Source organism: Jannaschia seosinensis, from assembly GCF_001408515.1.
In the GTDB taxonomy this organism is placed as follows: Bacteria; Pseudomonadota; Alphaproteobacteria; order Rhodobacterales; family Rhodobacteraceae; genus Jannaschia; species Jannaschia seosinensis.
Genome location: NZ_CYPR01000044.1, coordinates 1 through 1,729, shown reverse-complemented (window position 1 = coordinate 1,729; position 1,729 = coordinate 1). Strand labels below are relative to the sequence as shown.

The 1,729-nt window shown below is 63.1% G+C and carries 1 protein-coding gene and 1 pseudogene; one reads left to right on the top strand and one right to left on the bottom strand.

Annotation, left to right across the window (positions count from 1 at the left end):
• Positions 1 to 202: 202 nt before the first annotated feature.
• Positions 203 to 1,141, bottom strand: a pseudogene (locus tag JSE7799_RS22250) (IS5 family transposase); the annotation flags it as partial.
• 168 nt (positions 1,142 to 1,309) lie between these two features.
• Here JSE7799_RS22250 and JSE7799_RS03885 point away from each other — a divergent pair.
• The coding region (locus JSE7799_RS03885; RefSeq protein ID WP_144431545.1) for an IS110 family RNA-guided transposase at positions 1,310 to 1,729 on the top strand (420 nt) is incomplete at its 3' end.

Genomic DNA, 1,729 nt, shown 5'->3' with positions numbered 1-1,729 from the left:
CCGCCCTGCGCTCGATCTCGCGCAGCAGGGTCAGGCCGGCGTCGGAGCTCATGTCGGCGCCGTCAAACCCGAGCAGGACCGGCTTGCCATTGAGGGGTGACAGGCGGGGCGTGGAGCACGTAGACTGGGTCATGGCGGAGGTCGTCCTGCTGAAATCTGAATCTTTGGCGTCGATAACCAAAAAATACAGAGTTTCAGACGGTTACGCCACCTCCGCCGCCTTCTCGTGAATTATCCGGGTTAATCGCGCACGGCGGCTTTTCTGCCTGCAATGTCTGAAGGCCAGCCCCCTCCTTGGGTTTCGAACCACTGGCTGCGTGACGGGGATGCCGAGGGCGGTGAAGCGGTTCAGGATGGCGACGCGGACCTGGAGTTCGGCTGTCTGGCGGTCGAAGGTGAGGCATTGAGCCGCCATCGGTCCGAGGCCGATGCCGAACGGCCATGAGCTTCTGGCCGAGCAGCTTCATGGAGTTCATCCACTGACCGGCAGGGTCATGCGTAGCATGATCCCGAGAGGTTTCGTCTCTGCGCGACTGCGGCGGTTATAGCGTTCGGGACCGCCCTGGAACCGGTGGCGGGCTGGTTCCTTACCACCGTCGCCAGACGGTGCGGCCGAGGCGCTTGATGGCGCGCAGAGCCTCGTTCCTCGTTCCTGCGCCAGGGCTGTCCCTCTTCCAAGACTTGGCGTTCCGTCGGGGCGGGCTGACAGCGTCCGCGCTGCGGGTGTCGTAGGCGCCGTCGGCGGTGACGGAGGCGATCGGCTCGCTCTCAGGGATCTGACCAAGCAGGTCGGGCAGCACGTGCGCATCACCGATGCCGCTACCAGTGATCTCGACGGCCCGGACCTCCAGGGTCGCCTCGTCTACGGCGAGGTGGACCTTGCGCCAAACTCGAATGCGCGCTCCACCAAGCTTGCGCGTATGCCATTCGTCCTCGCCCCGGACCTTGATGCCCGTGCTGTCTCTCACCCGCCAGGGCATCACACGGTGATGTCCCGAGAGGGCACGAGCAGGTGCAGCGAGCCGCCGCTACCCCGGTAGGGCAGCTGAACGGCCAAGGTCCTTTGCCCTCGGCAGAGCGTCGAGAAGTCCGGGGCTGGCCATTTGAGCCCCGTGAGCTTCAGAAGGCTCACGACAAAGCCCCCTCGCCATGGTCACTTGGACCGATGGCGTTCCCATGGTTCGATCTGCCGCAAAGGCCGCCTGAACAAATGGGGTGGTTGCCGCCTCCCCAAACGGCATCGCGAGGTGCCACTATTGTGGTGTTCAGGGCCACGAGAGTGAGAGGACGGTTGTAAAAGAAGAATACGATGATTGGGGTGGATCTTTCCAAGAACGTGTTTCAGCTCCACTGCGCCATGATGTCAGGGCATTTGAAGTTTCGCAAAAAGCTGACGGGCCCACAATTCCGGCAGTTCATGTCGAACCAGCCGCCCGCTGTGGTGGTAATGGAAGCCTGCGGCAGCGCAAGTTATTGGGCGCGGGAGCTCAACAAGCTGGGCCATGAGGTCAAGCTGATCGCGCCGCAATATGTGCGGCCCTTCGTGAAGCGGCAGAAAAACGATGCAGCCGATGCCGAGGCGATTGTCATCGCGGCACAGCGTCCCGAGATGCGTTTTGTCGAGCCGAAGACGGAAGATCAGCAGGCCCGCCCTGCGCTCTTTCGTGCCCGCGAGCGTCTCCTCCACCAGCGCACGGAACTCGTGAACGCCCTGCGCGGCTTACTCTAC